The sequence below is a fragment of the Martelella sp. genome (assembly GCF_984369615.1).
Map to the genome: position 1 here is coordinate 1 of NZ_CFHTCS010000069.1, position 15,465 is coordinate 15,465.

Below are 15,465 nucleotides of genomic sequence, written 5' to 3' on the forward strand. Positions count from 1 at the left end.
GAAAATACCACAATTTCTGTCGAAGGGGCTATTCGATCTCATCCGTGTCCTTCGGGCGTCGCGGCCGGGCCGGCAGGACGCCGACACCGTAGTGGGACGCCATCATGCCGTAGCTGCGATTGATCTCGGGATCATGAAAGCTGGCGCGGTTGACGCCGGACTTCAGGTTGTCCGGCACGATCAGCCGGGGCACGCCACCGAAGAAGGCGAACATGCGCACATGCGAGCCGATCCAGTCCGGGAGCGTCTGGGTCCAGGTGGCCTCGGCAAACGTGTAGCTCGACGCGCCGAGCACGCCAACGAACAGTTCCGCCTCCCGGACCTCGCCGGTCTTGCGATCGACGATCGGCACCTTCTTTCCGGAATAGTCGACGAAGACCTTGTCGCCGGCGGCGTGTTCCTGGCGCATCGTCGGCGACAGGCGTTGCTCGAAACCGCGAAACAGTTCGCAGAAGCGGCTATAGCCGTAACCGTCGGGATGGACGCTGCGGTATTCCTCCCAGAGGATCAGAAGCGTCACGCCCGGCTTCTTCAGCTCGATCGAAAGCTCAGCCCATTCAGGCTCCTGCCTTCGCCGCTGGCCCTGCTTGACCCCGGCGCGGGCGAAAAGACGATGTTCGAGCGCATCGTCGGTCAGCTCGCCGGGCAAGGGCCAGGCCAAGCCCGCTAGCGCCGCCCGCTTCAGATTGTCCTGCACGGTGCTGCGCGCAACGCCGAGCACCACCGCAATCTCGCGGCTACTTGTTCCGCTTCCGGCAAGCCGGAGCATCTGTCGTAATTGTCTCATGGTCAGCCTTCTCTTCGCCGGCATCAAAATCTCCTCGTGTACCGGGAGGCTTGATGCCAAAGTTGCTGACCCAGGGGGTATCGTTAGAGCCGAAAAACGGCCGACAATTGATTGGAATCGTGGCCGGCTTCAAATCGGAACGGTGGCCGGTAATTGATCGGAATGCCGGCCGGCTTCAGCTCGGAATCCGCAATCGATCACCAAAGTGAGCCGCCCGCCTCCCGAGATGCGGCAGAATTCAACAGGAAGTTGCGGGCCGCTCGGGTCGAAGTCGTCGGCAATCGCCAGTTTCTGACGATCCCAGACAAGCGAGCCCCATGCGAGAACAGCGATCCTCAATCAATCTTCCTCCTCACTGCCGTCATTTTCCTCTGTTTGTCCCATTCGATATTTAACGTCGTAGTTCACAATGTAGTCAATTTCGACATCGCTCAAACCGTAGTGTACAGGGCCAATTTCAAGATCAATTGCATCCGATGCCGGCTTACACGGGGGAAATGAAAATGTCTGAAGCTCAATACGCCCCGTCTTCTTCTGGTTTCTCACCTTGATTGCCGAATTTCTTCGCAGCGAGTCGGACATTTGTTGTCCAAGCACCTCAAGGCGCGTTACTTGTGGTTCCGAAAGTCCCGTTATCTGAGTTGGAAACCGTCCAATCTCTTTAAACCCACAGTGGAACCCATCACCGTGGCATCGCCAGTACCAGTAAAACGCGTTTGAATTCAATATCGATAAAATGCTCCGACGATAGGTATTGTCGACATAGAGCTTCTTAAAATCGGGTGAAACCGTTTCAGCCTCTCCCTCTCTTTTGAAGAGAGGCGCGAAATCGACAGCTTTCACAAAGTTATTTATGATGCGGTGGATGTAGATTGGTGCGGCACCCTTATCGCGCATAAAGTAGTTGATGCTCTTTCCCGTCAGCTTCTTCAGTATGTCAATGGCTAAGGAGCTATCGATTCTCGGTATCCAGGTCACCGACGCGCTTTCAGAGACGTCCAGATAAAACAACCCTTCCATCAAATATTGGCGCTCAGCCGCAAACCATCGCTTATAGGCAGTCGTCTGCATCCGAACTCGTTTGTTTGCCAGACGATTCTCGGCAATTATTATTGCGAGCCGCTGCGCAGCTCCTTCAAAGAGCCGAGCAGGGAAGACATCAAACGACGAAGCCCAAATCGAATCCCGCTTAAACAGAAGCTCCTGGAACGATGAGGTTCGATCCGTACAAATTGCTGAAACAGGGAGAACCAACCCAGATCGACCGTTTGGAGATAGGTCAAAAGATCGCTCTCCGCACATGGCAAAAAGATTGCCGCTCGCTTCCGTTTGGTAGTTTCTAACCGAGTATGCCTTTTTTACCTTGCTGTACTCGACGTAGGGCGGGTTTCCTAGAACTATATCAAAGCCGCCCCGGCTCATGATCCCATGGAACTCTATGAACCAGTGAAACGGCTGATGCGTCTTTACCCACCCGCTCAAGTTGCCTTCAAATTGCTTCTTGACGCCGTAATCAGCAGAAAGGTGGAGATTAAGCGCAGTTTCCAGTGACGCCAATTGTTCTCGAAGTCTTATTTTGTCTTCAAGCGGAACGGGGCCGTCACCCTCTACTTGTCGTTTTCGAAACGCATCAAACGTTTGCTGAAGTTTAGCGGCATTAGCCGTGATTGTTTCCAACGAATTATCAAGATCGAGCTTGCTCGTCAGCGCCTTTTTCACATCGGCATAGGTCGCGTAGCCGACCAGCGTATTGCCGGCGCGGATGTTGAAGTCGATATCCGGCAACGGTTCGATACCGAGGTTTTCCTGCTTCTGATCGGGATCGACCTGGGCAGCAAGCTTGAGGAACAGGCGGAGCTTACAGATCTCGACCGCCTCTTCCATGATATCGACGCCGAAGAGGTTGTTCAGGATGATGCTCTTCAGCGTGAAATAGCGGGCGTTCGGGTGCGCGCCGACTTTTGCCAGTGTGGCTTTGAAGTCTTCGAACTTCTTTGGCGCGTGGCCATCAGCCGAGCGCTCAAGATCGGCAACAAAGGCTTCCATCCGGTCGAGGCACGTCTCGTAGAGCGGTTCGAGGATATTGAGCGCGGCGAACAGGAACGCGCCAGAACCGCAGGTTGGATCGAGAACGGTGACTCCCTCAATCGCGTTCCAGAAGGCGCGCAGCAGATCCGGGCCTTCGCAACGCTCGATCACGTCCTGGGCGAACTGCCGGATGTCGAGATTGAGCGTTATGAGATCGTTGATCTCGCGGACTTCGCCCGCCGCCAGTTTTGCGCGGACTTCTGCATAACGAGTGCGCCGTGCCACGACCTCACGCCAGATTTCCGTCGGCAAGCCGAAGTCGGCCGGCGCCTTCTGGTTCCATTGCGTGCGGGCCGAAACGTCTTCGACGCCAGCCGCGATCTCAGGCGGAAGCGCTTGTACTGCGCCGTGCTTGACGGCGGTGTAGATATAGCGGTCGGGATCGTCGCGCAGATGATCCCAGATCGTCGGTCCACCCGGGTTTTCGAAGGCCACCTTGCACTTGGCCCTTGCGGCGTCGAAGAGGAAAGGGATCACCGTGTTTTTCGAGATGTATTCGGTGATATCCTCCTTCGTGTAGTAGGCCCCCATTTGCTTCTGGTTGATGTATTTCTCGAAAATATAGCCGAGAACGTCCGGATTGATCTCGTTATCGTTGCGCAGCGGGCGCTCGTCGAGATGCCACTGATAGCGGTCGAAATAGGCGAAGATGCGCGTGAAGGCTTCGTCCGGGATCTTGATGTCCGGGCAGCGCTCCTCGATCGGGTGCTTTTCGAAGAGGCCACCGTTCAGATAGGGGATGCGGCCGAGGAGCTTGTCGAGCTCCGGGCTCCGTTCCCTGCCGCCAAGCCCCTCATGGAATAGGCGCAGGAGGAAATAACGATAGAAGGAATAGAATCTGTCTTGGCCATTTTCACGTTGGCAGCGAGCTAGCCTGTCGCGCAAATAATCCCGCTCACCGTTCAGAAAGCCTTTCCGCTGCATGAAATAGATGAACATCAAGCGGTTGAGCATCAGCGAGGCGTACCATTCCTTATCCGCGACCTCGGTGATGCCGCTGATGAAGCCGAGGAAGGCCGTGTGTTCCTTTGTGAACTGATCGTAGAAACGCTTTGTGACGCGCTCGACATCGAAGGCAGCGCGAGCGCGCGCCGTGACATCGACCAGCGTAAGGGTGCTCTCCTCGGCGAGTGAGAACGCAATCGCTTCCAGCTTTTGCAGGAAGCCTCTATTGCCTGATGGGGCATACCAAAAGTGCTCGGGAACCGAGGCGGGCTTGCCGGCCTCGCGCCGCGCCCAGCACCATATCTGCTCGGCACGCTTCCCGTCGATGAAGATAATCAGGTGCTCAAGTGTCGTCTTGGCGACTTGGATCTCGATTTTCTTTCGCGTGGCGCGGTCCGGGATCTGCTGGTCGACTGGCGCCTGACAAACCCAGGCAACCATCCCGCGCTTTTCGGCGACGGCTTTCAGAGCGAACGTAGCGTTCGAGGTTGCGATGGACAGGTCGGCGCTATGCCGATCCCATCCTAATTCCTCAATGAAGAGCTTTCCGAACTCGAATTGCTCCAGCAGTTTCCTGGCATCATCGGCGTTGAAGTCCATCCCCAGCCCCTTCGTCACGCCGTCAGACGCGCAAGCCCCAACGAGCAGATGATCTGCGGCTCGCCGGAGTGTTCCTCATCTTGGATCAGACAAAGCCGATCCTCCTCACGTAGCGCCAAAACCAATTCGGCCAACTTGTCATCATTGATGCCCACCTTCATCTGTCGGTTCAAGGTATCGGTCGCCGACTGGCGCAGCGGGAAACGGTAAATTTCTTCAATGGCTTTGCCGAGCTCGGGTAGATCAAACAGAGATCCTTTTACCTTGTCGGCATGGCGCTTAAGGCGTTCGTAGGTGCGGAAGCGCGCACCGGAAGGGCGACCAAGTTGCCCACCAACCTGCTTCTCCTCTGCAGCAATGTGCTCGACACCCTTTGCAACCATTGAATGGTGTTGTTCCTGCCGAGGCAAGGCGGGTGTGTTCCGCTCGCACGCCGCGATTTTCAGGATTTCGAACTGCGACTGGGTGACACTGGCGCCGTCCTGGTCGACCCAGGCAAGAGCGTCATTACCCTGTGCTGTACGCATATAGACCAGCGCGCCGTGCGGGCGCCCGTCTTGGGGCGTGTAAGCCTTCGTGGAATAGACAACGGACGGAAGCTCAGGAATCGATTTCTGCAAAGCCGGGTTCGCGTCGATCGCATTCTTCCAAATTTGATAGGCGTACGAGGCGAGATCGACCTCGGTATCTGCTTCGCCGTCCAGAATACCAGCGTTCTCGTTATAAAGATCGACAAGCTCTTCGCGTTCGCCTTCATCCTCGAAGAACGCTTCGTCGGTCCCTACGACCTCGGCATTTTCCTTCAAACGCTGGCGGACACGCGAACGCAATTGGATCAAGCGTTCGACGCCATCAGCCGGAAGAAAAGAATAGCAGAGGATTTTCTCAGCCTTCTGTCCGATGCGATCAACACGGCCCGCACGCTGAATGAGACGGATAATCGCCCAAGGCAGGTCGTAGTTCACCAGAATCGCACCGTCCTGAAGATTCTGGCCTTCACTGAGTACATCGGTAGCGATCAGGACACGCAACTCTTCGTCGGGCTTAATTTTGTCGCGCTTGTTGTTGCTACCGGGGCTGAAACGCCACGCAAAGCTGGTCGGATCCGATGTTTCGCCCGACACCGCGGCGATCGACTTGAGGCCTTTTGCCTTCAACTGTCGCTCGAGATAGCGAACCGTGTCGGCAAATTGCGAGAAGATCATGATCTTCTCATTGGGATGCTTCTTGGTCAGCAGGTCGAATAGAGACGCGAGCTTGGTGTCCTTCGACGGATCCCATTGGCCGCAATCGTCAATGATCTTCAGGAGCCGTGCGCTGTCGGTTGCCAGATCCTTTTTCAGCTGAGCCACAAAAAGGTCGGCACGAAGCCACTTGAACCGCTTCCTGTATTGGGTGGCGTAGAGCCCATACGTTTCCGCCGCCTGCGCTCGAAAGGCCGCCTCGTCGCGCAAGTCGAGTGCTTCGGCGTCCTGAGTATTCTCATCTTCGCCTTCTGCGAACAGCTCGGCATCGGCACTCTGATCGTCGACATCCTCGTCGTAATTCGCGGTATCTAAGAGTCCGGCATCCTGCGTACCAAGTGGTAAAGGAAGTTCGTTCTCGATGGCATGTAGGAAGATGTAGTTTCTCAGGACGTGGCGCTCTAGCGATTGCTGGAACGCCTCACCACTACTTTCCAAGCGCTTGAACAGGTTGGTGCGACAAAAACCCATGAGGCGCTTGCCCGCACGGGAAAGGTCGTCAAGTTGCTTCGCTTCATTCGGCGTCGGTGGCTTGTGCGGCTTCGGCGCGACATAGTTGCCCAGGCCGTAGCGCGGCAGATGCATAAGATTGATCGCGTCCACGACCGGCGCGGCGTAAAGCTTCGCGTATTGATCGCCGGTGTCTTTGTCGTTGATATTAAGCCGAAGAGTACGCGGCACACGCTCGGGGAAATAGGAACGCGAACCGTCTTCGAACGTTAGGAACTTGCGACCGTTGGCGGGATCGATCTGAGCATAGTTGTCCTGAATAAACGTTCGCGTGCGACGAACCATGTAGAGGCGCATCAACTCCCGCCAATCATCAGCGTGATCGCTTTTCTCGAAAGCCGCGAGGGATCTGACGGGGCATTGGTGGCGCCGAATGAATTCCGTTTCCCCGATGTCTTGCAACAGTCGTTCCGGACGAACGCCGATGTCCTGTTCCTCGGGGACGAAAAGACGAAGCTGGTTGGAAAGATCGCCGTAGGTCTTGTTGTACGGTGTCGCTGACAGGAGGATGCAGCGGCTTTCGTTTTCCTGCAAATACTCCTGGATCGCTCGATATCTTCGTCCCTCATGGTTGCGAAGATTATGGCTTTCGTCGATCAGGACGACGCGATATCGCCGAAGATCGGGCAGTTCTCGCGTAACCCGCGTGACCGAGAGCACTTTTGCAAGGAGACGGTATTCAGCAACATAATCCTCCCACATCTTGACCAGATTCTTCGGGCAAATGATGAGTGTTTCTGTGAAGTGATCGTCCTGAAATATCTTGGCGAGCGCAGTAGCCATCAATGTCTTGCCCAAGCCAACAACGTCGCCGATGAGGACTCCACCGCGTTTGTTCAGATGATGAGCGGCGATTTTGACTGCGGCCTCTTGATAAGCGAAAAGCCGTTTTCCAAACTCCGGTGGTATTCGAAATTCATTGAGTCCTGCGCGCGCTTCCTGCGCCAGATGGTAGGCCATCTTGACGTAAATCATGTAAGGATCGAGCGGCTCCTCTCGCGCCCAACTGTCCTCGATGACCTCGATCAGTTCCTCCGTGATATCGATGCACCAGCGGTCCGACCAACGGTCATCGAACCATTTGGCGAGTTTCTCCGTGGCGTCGTGATCGAGAACGTCGACGTTCAGCTCACCCTGCTTCGAAAGGCCGGAGAGAGTAAGATTGCTGCTACCTAGAAAGCCGGTTATCGGGTTGTTCGGATCTGGCCTAAAAAGGAGATAGAGCTTCGCGTGCAGGGGATGTTTCAGGAACAACCGAACCGTGACCTGCTTCGATTTCAATTGACTAGCAAGCCGCCGCAACCCGGCCTCATCGGCGTTATTTGGCATGCCCAAGGTTAGCTGAACACGGAAGTCTTCCGCCAATCTTCTCTTCAGTCGAAGTGCCGACTGGTTGTCGAGCGTATGATCTTCCTTACCGGTTCCGAGCCCAATCCGCAGTTCCTCTTGCGGAAGACGTTGCATTCCCACAAGTAGGCGACATTGGCTTCCTTCTCCGCCTGGCCATGCAGAAACTAAATCATCTACCGATTTCCAGCCTCGCAGATTGAAGTAGCCAACACAGAAGTCTCCCCGCTCGGATATCGAAAGCGTCTGTCGAAGTGCGGGAAGAAGACCCGATTCGATGTTGTCAAAAATACGCGGCATCAAGCATCTCCAGCGCTCTCATCGCGCGTATTCTGGCCCTTAGTGAGCCTCTCGATCTCATCCTTTCGGAAACGCCAAGCGCCTCCGACCTTGAACCCGGGGAGTTTCCCTTCTGCCGCGAGACGGTAGGCCGTCTTCTCATTGATCTTGAGGTACTCGGCGACCTCTCGGATCGTCAGGATGTCGTTGCTCATTGGCGTGATAGCCCCCCCGAGGAGCAGAACTGGGAAAATGGAGGAAAATTACGGAAACCGCAAGCAGGAGCGAGCGCGACTTCGAACGGCAACCGTAGGGAACGCCGCGAAGTAAGGGCAATCGTTCATGAGCCTCCCCTTGCTCGAACCCACAGTCTTCCATTTCCCGCCGATCAGGCTACCAATTCAACATCGATCTGGGCGACCACAGACTGCCCACGTTTCCCTTCGATGAAATACTCCGTCAGGCGCCAAAAGATGTCCGCGTCCGCTTCCTCATTGCACTCCCAGCTCGTCGCATCCACGACGCGCTGCGCGAAGGGATGGGAGCCGGTTTGCGGACGGGCCTTGTCCCTGAAGGCGGTCTTCAATTTCGACGCAAGTTTCAGCTTATTAAAATCAGCATCGATGACGCCTGTTTCGGTAAGCTGCTCGATCCGCCCTTCTGCAACGGCAACGATAAGCGGCAAGTCGCCCTTGTAGGCGATCAGCACCTTGGCAGACTTGAACCGCAGTCCGGCCCATTGGGGTAGCGCCGCCACGCCACCCATCACCTCATGAAACAGCTTCCGGCTGACAACATGAATGGTCGCCTCGTCCGGGCTGACCAGGATAAAGCGGTCCTTGATCGTGTCGTAATCCGCCATCAGCACCACGGCTCCCGTCGCCCGCTCCATGTGCGGGCCAGGCCTTCCCGCACAAGCATGTCGCCGGCGTCCTGACCGTTGACCCGAACGCCCGCCAAGGTGCGTCCATAGCGATCAGTATCCTGCCGCTGGATCTCCACCTTGCCATCCTGGAGGATGGAAGCAAGCCGTTGCTTGGACTGCTGCGCCAGGTCGGATTCGAAGCGGCATTTCCCCTCGATCTCCGGCGCGTCGATATTGAAGATCCGCACGGATTCGCCGCCGCGGCTCCCGACGCGGAACGTGTCTCCGTCCCAGATGCGGATTTCTGTCGGCTCGCACTGCACGGCGCAGAGCATGATGGTGACGATGATATGGCTGTTCATTGGCCTGCTGTCTTCGGCTCCGTGTTGTGGGATTTGATACCGGACAGATCGATCCGGATGCTCGCCTTGTTCGGGTCTTCGTCCTTGAACGGGGGTTCTGAAGGCCCCTCGCCTACCTCAGTCTCTGCCGACTGCTCGCCCTCGGCCTCCTGAGCCTCGGCCGCCTCCGGCTCCGCAACCTTCACGTCTTCGGGATCGTCGGCATAGAACACGCGCTCCCCCTCGAAGATGCCGGTGCCATAAGCCCATATCGCGTCATCGAACGCCTCCGGCCGGGGATTGCCGTACCACTTCGTGACGATGCGGTAGACCTTGCCGAACAGAGCCGTGCCCCTGCGGAGATTTTCGCAAGGGTCGAACAGGTCGATGCTCAGCTCGCTCTTGTCGGCAACACCGAGGCCGGCCGGATACTGCGTCAGCCCGACGCGAACCACAGCCTGGCCCACATGCTGTTGCGTCAGCGCCAAGGCTTCTTCGGCCGTGGCCGGCTTGGGAACAGCGAACGTCCGCTGGCCGCTCTTCACCGTGACCGTCAGATGATCGGCGGCGCCGACTTCCTCGACAAATTTCTGAACGATCTCGACGCTCAAGCGCGGATCGGCACATTGTTGAATCAAAGCCGCGTCGATCATGCCCGCTCCTTTCTCAAGTATTGAAGGCCATCACCAGCGGAAGGCCGAACAGCGAGGCCCACGCCTCTGCGCTCGCCTTCTGGATTGCGACAATATTGGTGTTTCCGATCCACCAGCCGTTGCCTGTGGCAACGATCACATCGGGGTCATGCAACATGGATTGCAGGACCGGCCAGATGATCAATTGTTCGTAGCAGATGAGCGGCGCCACGCGAAAGCCCGCGAACTCAACAACCGGATTGGCAAAGAAATGCGCGTGCGCGCCTCCGCCCTCGCCCGTCAAAGCCAGCCAGGGCTGCCACATCGATGCCGGGACCGGCATTCTCTCTTTATAGAGGATCCGCGAACCTTCCGGCGCGATCTCCATCATCACATTGTCATAGCCGATCGGATCGATGACGGCCGCACCGCCATTGACCTTGACCTCGACGCCCGCCAGTTCGCGGAGCCAAAGCCGCTCGGTGGTCCGGCTCCAAAGGCCAAGGGCGCTTTCAGGCAGGACCACGGCCTTTGCTCCCTGCCCTACAGCCTCTTTCACCAGGGCGATTGTCTCAAGATGCTGCGCGTAATCGGCATATTGCCCGGCCGCCGTGAACTTGAACCCGGTGTTGATCCCTGCCCACCCTTTCGGTACTGCTGGTGGCGTCCACGTTGCAGTGGACCAAGCGTAAAATCCTCCCAGGACGAACGCGGCGATCGGCCAGGCTCTCGTCGTCATGACGAGCAGGCCGATCGCAGTTGCTGCCAATCCGAACCATCCCCACCCTGGAAACAAGATTCCGGCCGCCGTGATCGGGCTTGCCCATCCGGTGATGCCGAAGGGCGGGATGCTCATGAGGATGGCCGCGATCGCGTAGCGCAGCGGCCGATGCCAACCGCCCCTGGCTGTCCAGAGCGCGGCATGGACCGCAACGAAGAGGATCGATGCGGCAATCCAGAACGCAAGCCCGATGGCGAGCTGTTCGCCAAAGAAAATCGACGTTCCGACCGGAAGGCCGCGCGCGGCGCCCAGGAAGTGGGCGGCCGCCACAAGCGCCGCGACGGTTCGCGAGGGCGCGAATGCCCAAAGTGCTGGAAATGCAACGCCAACCGGGAATGCCAGGGCATGGCCGCTCCACCCGACGGCGCCGGTGATGATGCCACCGGCGACGAAAGCAGCGCCAACGGCGATGCTACGGGGTGAAGGTGAGAATTTCTCGCGCGAGGCCAAGCGCGCCGGACGTGGGGATTGGGCCGAAATATCTTGAATCATAAGAACCAACAAAATCCGAATGCAGGAACACTGTGCCCTCGCTGACCCTGCCTCCGGCAAAGATCGGCATGGCGCGACCTTCAGCGTCAGCCTTGAGGACACGCGAGGACGACAAAGGCTTGCCATCAACGAGAACCTGGCCGTCGATCTCGACCGCCTGACCGGCGACTGCCGCAACCGTCTTGATGAGCGGCCCGCTCCCGGAGGGGCAAAGACCGCGGGGCAGATAATGCCGCTCCAGCGCAAGTGCTGCGGCCGCGCCCTGGGGCGGGCATATGAATATGCGGTCCCCTGCCCTGATCTCCCGGTTCAATGGCTCGATCTGCCAAAGCCCGAGGGGATAGGATGGGGTGAAGTTGATCCGGTAGCCGCCGAACGCAAACGCGCTGGCAATGCCACCGATCAGAAGCGCGCCGGCGCCGATAATCGCAAGGGCGTTGCGCCGTCTGCTCATCGGGTCATGCCCGGGTTGCGAGACTGCGTTTGCGTGCGGGCCTGTTGCTGCTGCAGATCCTTTTCATGGGCGGCAAGCTTCTGCGCTGCGTTGAATATCGGCCATGCGCTGGCGAGTTTCGCGTGATCGCCGGGCGCGACCTTGGCAGCGGCGGCATCGAACGATTTGCCCTTGGGCTCCGCACCGCCCCTGAACGCCCGATTGCCGAACTTTTTGTCGAGGCTTTTGTTGAGGTCATCGATCTCGGCCTTGATCATCTTGTCGGCTAGGGCAAAGCCCATTGCCGAATGAATATCGTTGCGGTCGATCGCGTCGCGGACACGCTCGAGAACGCGCTCGGCCGAACTGGAAATTGCCGGTATGTCGATGCGCTGGCGGTCACGTTCGCGGCTCAATTCCACCGTCCGGAGATCCGCGATCTCAGCTCGCAGGCGAATATAATCCTGCATGGATTTGCGCAGCGGCGCGACATTGCCGACGGCGCGCTGCCGTTCGGCCTTGGCCGCCCCTGACGCCAGCAAGCCGGTTTTGCCGCGTAGCGCGCCATAAGCTTCGGGATTGTTGGCGAGCTGGTCGTGAATACGGCTCTGCTCGGCCTTGGCGGCTGAGTCATTGCCATTGAGGGCTGGCGTTAGATTCATCGCCTTCATCGCCTCCTCGGGCTTCTCATAGATCAGCTTCATGCGGTCGTTGATGTCAGTCCAATGGACTGTCAGGGTCGCGTCACCTTGCACTTTAGCCTCCACTGCTTGGCTGATGGATTGTGCCCAGGTCGCGACACCGCGCAACCAAGGCTGAGTTTGAGCGGCCGGTATGGAACGGGCGGACTGGTTGCGGCCGAACCGCTCGATGAAGCTGGCGAGTTTCGCGCCGGCGGCGGCCAGGCGCGCGCGCTGATCCTTGATCCAACGCGCATGATTTTTCGCCAGCGCCGTTGCCACGCGGATGCCGTAGAGCCCGCGATTGTTCGCATAGGCCAAGGCCTGGTCGTAGAGCTTGGACCCGGCGTAATCGAGCGTCGTCCCTTTCGCTCCTGATCGGGATAGGCGCGTGACAAGAGCATGAAACACTTGCGACGGCTGCTCCTTCGAGGTGCTATCCTGCCGCGCTGTCCGTTGCTCGGCCGTCTCGATCCTGACAGCGGTCCAGACGTTGCGCTCAACGGTCCGCTCTTCAAGCCGGGTCGCTCCGGTGGCTTCGTTCACAACCGGCACCAGCGTTTTGACGTCCTCGGTCCCGTCTCGGCGCAAGGTAACGGTATCGCCAATGGATGCTCCCGCCTCCTCGAGTGCCTTCGGTATCTTGACGCCCCATAGCCGATGCACCGTTCCATCGGCCGCCTTGAGGTCGGCATAGGGTGTCGGCTCAACGTCCTCACGATCGCGGAATTTCGCCTCTCCTGCCTCGACCAGCTCGCCGGTCACACCGGCGGCATGATCGATGCGCCCCGGCTTGGCGAACATGGCGGCCGCCCCGATCCGCTGTGCAACCGGATCGGTTTCCTGCACGATTGCCGCCGTCCAGACATTCCGCTCGACAGCACGTTCCTCGAAATGCTTCTTGCCCGACGCTTCATCGATCACGGGAACCTTGACGATGACCTGCTCGGTGCCATCCTTGCGAAGCGTGACCACATCGCCAATGGATGCTCCGGACTGCTCGACGCCTTTGGGAAGGCTGACACCCCACAGGCGATGCGTGGATCCGTTCCGGTCCTGAAGATCCACGTAGGGCGACGGCGCCACGTCCTCTCCCTCGCGGAATTTCGCCATTCCTGCATCGACCATCTTGCCGGTGATGCCGGCCATATGATCGACGCGCGAATACCGCTTGAACTCGTCGGCTGACGCATACAGCTCGACACTCTCCCGATGACGGGTAAGCGCCACATAGGAAAGGTGGCGGTCGAACATCGACGAGGCCAGAACCTTGACGCGATCGACGGTCGCGCCCTGGCTCTTGTGTACGGTCGTCGCGTAGCCGTGGTCGACATTCGCATAGAACCGCTGATCGATCTCGACCTTGCGTGAACTGCCGGGGCCACGCCCCCCCTCGCCAACTTCAACGACGATACGGCCCTTCCCGGCGTCCACCACGCGCCCGATCATGCCGTTCATGACGCCAAGGGAGCCTTCGTTCTTCAGGAATACGACCTGATCGCCAGCTGCGAAATTGCGCGCACCTTCGGCGGTCCGGAATTCATGACCCTCGGAAAGCTGACCGAGCTCGATAAGAGCGGAACGCGCAAGATCATTGAGTGCCCGCACGTCGCGCCGCATGTAGGCAAGGATCAGGCTCGAACGGTTCGGGTCGTAGTCCGCCACCCAATCCTTCACGAGCGCGGCAATCGCCTCGTCCTTTGTGGCCGTCTCGATGACATGGCCGCGATCGTTGTAGGCAGTCAATGCCGTTTCCACGTCGCCGCGCGCGAGGCTCATGGAAGCTTCCCGCATCCAGTCCTCGAACTGGCGATAGATCGTTTCCAGTTCGGCATAGCCGGTGATGTTGGAAAGCGAGGCAAAGGCGCCGCCCGCCTCGATCGGCTGCAACTGACCGGCGTCACCGACCAGTACGAGTTTTGCTCCGGAACGGGAAACCTCGGAAACGAAATCTGCCATCTGACGAGAGGCAACCATGCCCGCCTCGTCCATGACAAAGATGGTCTTGTCGTCCAGGTGAAGCCGATCGCGCTGCCACTGCAATTGCCATGAGGCCAGTGTCCGGCTCTCGATACCGGCCTCTTTCTCAAGACCTTCGGCAGCCTTACCAGCGAGCGCCCCGCCCACCACTTTGAAGCCCTCCGCCTCCCATATCTCGCGGGCCGCTTTCATCATCGTGGTTTTACCGGCGCCGGCGTGGCCGACCACCATGGCAAGACGCTCATTGCCCGTGATGCGCTCAATCGCGATCCGCTGCTCGTCGGAAATACGGCTCTGCGCAGCCAGCACCTCGTTGCGGACTGTGGCAGAAACACCGAACCGGCCCCGGCTAGAAAGCACCTCGGCGTGGGACGCCATTTCCGATTCAACGCGGATCATCTCCCGCGTTGAATAACGGTTCGGCAGAACTTCCCCTGTCGCGAAGTCAACGCCCTCCGCCTCGATCATCGCAAGCTCCGGGCTCGCCATGATCTGCGCCATGAGGTTCTGAAACTCGCCCACGTCGTCAACATAGCGATGAAGATGTTTCGCAATGTCGCGTTCATCGAAAACACTCCGGTCACGCGAAACGGCATCGATGACGATCTCCGGCTTGGCCGCGATCCGCTCGGCATTCTCCCGCCGTGTTGCCGCATGCAGCATCAGACGCTCAAGCTTCGCCTCGCGCCCTTCTGCTTCGGCCTCCCTCTGTATTGCCTTGCTGGCAACACCGATATGCGAGGTTGGCGCAAGCTCTATGCCGCGCTCGGCATAGGACCGCCCATCGACGCGAACGTCATGGCCGTTCAATTCCAGATGCTTGTTCTGCGCCGCGTACCACGCTTCGCGTAATGCGAGGAAATCGGTCTTATCCCCGGCCCATAGTTTGTAAACAATCTGGCCGTTCTTTGAACGCAGGGGCCTGCCGTTCTCGTCCAGCACGGCCACCTTCTTGCCACCGAAACCGTCATGGGTGAGCGGCCGAAGATTCGTCATCAGATGCACATGCGGATTGCCCGGTGCATCGTGATAGACCCAATCGGCAATCAGCCCCCGCTTCGATATCTGTCCGGTAACAAAGTCGCGCATCAAAGCGACATTCTGTTCCGTCGTCAGCTCGATCGGCAATGCCATGATGAACTCTTTGGCAAGCTGCGCATCCTTGCGAACCTCGAACGCCTCCACCTTGTTCCAGAACGCCTCGGCGCTCCCGGCCGCTGTCCGATCCGCAATTATGGCCTTTGCCCACTCGGGGGCATCCTCCACATCTTCCTGGTCCTCCGCAGCGCCAGCGGCTGCTCCCAGTCGCGAAGCCCTCGCAGCGCGCCGGCTGGCCGCGTTGCAGGCCCAGGAACGCGACAACTATGTGGGTCAGTCGCTCCCTCCTTCTGCGCCGCTGCTGCAAACTGCAGATGTGACAAAACTGAAAAAATTAATGGTAAATTGTATTAAGGTATAGTT

The 15,465-nt window shown here is 58.4% G+C and carries 11 protein-coding genes; all 11 read right to left on the reverse strand.

Features of this window, described 5'->3' with window-relative positions:
* Positions 1 to 28: 28 nt before the first annotated feature.
* The 11 genes from istA to traA all read right to left on the reverse strand — a co-directional run bounded on the left by istA (position 29) and on the right by traA (position 15,270).
* Positions 29 to 787: an IS21 family transposase gene (gene istA / locus AC5DC2_RS08060; protein WP_491698134.1), complete on the reverse strand. Its 759-nt coding sequence runs from the start codon at positions 785 to 787 to the stop codon at positions 29 to 31.
* Positions 788 to 916: 129 nt separating this feature from the next.
* Positions 917 to 1,126, reverse strand: a complete 210-nt coding sequence (locus tag AC5DC2_RS08065) for a hypothetical protein (RefSeq protein ID WP_170125241.1) — start codon at positions 1,124 to 1,126, stop codon at positions 917 to 919.
* Complete coding sequence (locus AC5DC2_RS08070; protein WP_109614888.1) at positions 1,127 to 4,420, reverse strand: Eco57I restriction-modification methylase domain-containing protein; 3,294 nt, start codon at positions 4,418 to 4,420, stop codon at positions 1,127 to 1,129.
* A gap of 14 nt (positions 4,421 to 4,434) precedes the next feature.
* Complete coding sequence (locus tag AC5DC2_RS08075; RefSeq protein WP_109614875.1) at positions 4,435 to 7,821, reverse strand: helicase-related protein; 3,387 nt, start codon at positions 7,819 to 7,821, stop codon at positions 4,435 to 4,437.
* Positions 7,821 to 8,015 carry a helix-turn-helix domain-containing protein gene (locus AC5DC2_RS08080; protein WP_109614876.1) on the reverse strand — a complete coding sequence of 65 codons (195 nt, stop codon included), beginning with the start codon at positions 8,013 to 8,015 and terminating at the stop codon, positions 7,821 to 7,823. Before AC5DC2_RS08080 ends, AC5DC2_RS08075 begins: the two co-directional genes overlap by 1 nt.
* Positions 8,016 to 8,188: 173 nt before the next feature.
* On the reverse strand, positions 8,189 to 8,662 hold the full coding sequence (locus AC5DC2_RS08085; protein WP_146201558.1) for a hypothetical protein: 474 nt from the start codon (positions 8,660 to 8,662) through the stop codon (positions 8,189 to 8,191).
* Positions 8,662 to 9,027 carry a thermonuclease family protein gene (locus tag AC5DC2_RS08090; protein WP_109614878.1) on the reverse strand — a complete coding sequence of 122 codons (366 nt, stop codon included), beginning with the start codon at positions 9,025 to 9,027 and terminating at the stop codon, positions 8,662 to 8,664. The genes AC5DC2_RS08085 and AC5DC2_RS08090 overlap by 1 nt, the downstream gene beginning before the upstream one ends.
* Entirely contained in the window at positions 9,024 to 9,659 is a 636-nt protein-coding gene (locus tag AC5DC2_RS08095; RefSeq protein WP_109614879.1) for a TraH family protein, read from the reverse strand. The genes AC5DC2_RS08090 and AC5DC2_RS08095 overlap by 4 nt, the downstream gene beginning before the upstream one ends.
* A gap of 13 nt (positions 9,660 to 9,672) precedes the next feature.
* Positions 9,673 to 10,869 carry a conjugal transfer protein TraB gene (locus AC5DC2_RS08100; RefSeq protein ID WP_244916238.1) on the reverse strand — a complete coding sequence of 399 codons (1,197 nt, stop codon included), beginning with the start codon at positions 10,867 to 10,869 and terminating at the stop codon, positions 9,673 to 9,675.
* Positions 10,832 to 11,365, reverse strand: a complete 534-nt coding sequence (gene traF, locus AC5DC2_RS08105) for a conjugative transfer signal peptidase TraF (protein WP_109614881.1) — start codon at positions 11,363 to 11,365, stop codon at positions 10,832 to 10,834. Before traF ends, AC5DC2_RS08100 begins: the two co-directional genes overlap by 38 nt.
* Positions 11,362 to 15,270: a Ti-type conjugative transfer relaxase TraA gene (gene traA, locus AC5DC2_RS08110; RefSeq protein WP_491698135.1), complete on the reverse strand. Its 3,909-nt coding sequence runs from the start codon at positions 15,268 to 15,270 to the stop codon at positions 11,362 to 11,364. Before traA ends, traF begins: the two co-directional genes overlap by 4 nt.
* Positions 15,271 to 15,465: the final 195 nt, after the last annotated feature.

What these genes read in the sequence shown, in the direction of transcription:
- istA (WP_491698134.1), bottom strand. Translation starts at nt 787, where the DNA reads ATGAGACAATTACGACAGATGCTCCGGCTTGCCGGAAGCGGAACAAGT.
- AC5DC2_RS08070 (WP_109614888.1), bottom strand. Translation starts at nt 4,420, where the DNA reads ATGGACTTCAACGCCGATGATGCCAGGAAACTGCTGGAGCAATTCGAG.
- AC5DC2_RS08075 (WP_109614875.1), bottom strand. Translation starts at nt 7,821, where the DNA reads ATGCCGCGTATTTTTGACAACATCGAATCGGGTCTTCTTCCCGCACTT.
- AC5DC2_RS08080 (WP_109614876.1), bottom strand. Translation starts at nt 8,015, where the DNA reads ATGAGCAACGACATCCTGACGATCCGAGAGGTCGCCGAGTACCTCAAG.
- AC5DC2_RS08085 (WP_146201558.1), bottom strand. Translation starts at nt 8,662, where the DNA reads ATGGCGGATTACGACACGATCAAGGACCGCTTTATCCTGGTCAGCCCG.
- AC5DC2_RS08090 (WP_109614878.1), bottom strand. Translation starts at nt 9,027, where the DNA reads ATGAACAGCCATATCATCGTCACCATCATGCTCTGCGCCGTGCAGTGC.
- AC5DC2_RS08095 (WP_109614879.1), bottom strand. Translation starts at nt 9,659, where the DNA reads ATGATCGACGCGGCTTTGATTCAACAATGTGCCGATCCGCGCTTGAGC.
- traF (WP_109614881.1), bottom strand. Translation starts at nt 11,365, where the DNA reads ATGAGCAGACGGCGCAACGCCCTTGCGATTATCGGCGCCGGCGCGCTT.